Genomic DNA, 820 nt, shown 5'->3' on the forward strand with positions numbered 1-820 from the left:
GAGGCCGGTGCGCATAGCGCCAACCCCGGAAACGACAGCGCCGATGGTTTCCTCAAGTGCTGCTATGCTCTCGTTGAATTTCAAACGGATCGGTTCGAACTCGGCCGCAACGACGCCATCCATCCGGGTGGTTAGATCACCAGCCGACAGATCATTGAATCCGTCCTCGACTGCCGAGACGAATTGTTTGAGATCATCGGCTTTTGCGGCTTCGACAAGGGTTTGACGGTCGCGCTGAGCCTCCTGAGCGGAACGGTTTGCAACAGCTTCCTCTTCCAAACGCACTTGCTCGATTGCTGCTTGCTTGAAGGTCAGCACGGTAGACGCCATCGCCCCAACTTCATCTTTTCGTCCAGTGGCTGGAATCTCGACTGTTCGATCGCCTCTAGCGAGCTTTTCCATCGCTCCACGCAGCAGAACGATAGGTGCGGCAATGCCCCGCGACAGTAGGATCGCCATGCCGAGGGAGGTAAGAACCAGTAGCGCGATACCTATCACAAGCGTGATTACGCTATCGCCATAAGCCCTCTGCTGCTCAGTCGCGTTGGTCTCTGCCTGACTTTTCGTAAGCGCCGCCAACGCATCGACGGCTTCTTCAGAGGGATCGATGAAAGCGCCAGCTGCATCGGAGAGCGCTAACTGTCGAGCGGCACCGAGAGTGCTTGGCTCTTTCGCCATTGAGATCGATTTTTCTACGATTTCGCGCTGCCAGCTTGCGGCCGTTGCCACAGCTTTCTCCGCGGATAGCTTGGCGTTCGGTATATCGGACGCAGCATCTGCGTACTTGGCAATGTGAGCATCGAAAGATGCGCGGTGCTTT

General features: G+C 56.5%; 1 protein-coding gene. It reads right to left on the reverse strand.

Features of this window, described 5'->3' with window-relative positions; all coding sequences use genetic code 11:
• The coding region (locus tag ACZLZY_RS24895; protein WP_472936644.1) for a HAMP domain-containing protein at positions 1-729 on the reverse strand (729 nt) is incomplete at its 3' end.
• Positions 730-820: the final 91 nt, after the last annotated feature.

It is taken from the genome of Mesocryomonas lacus, assembly GCF_055730135.2.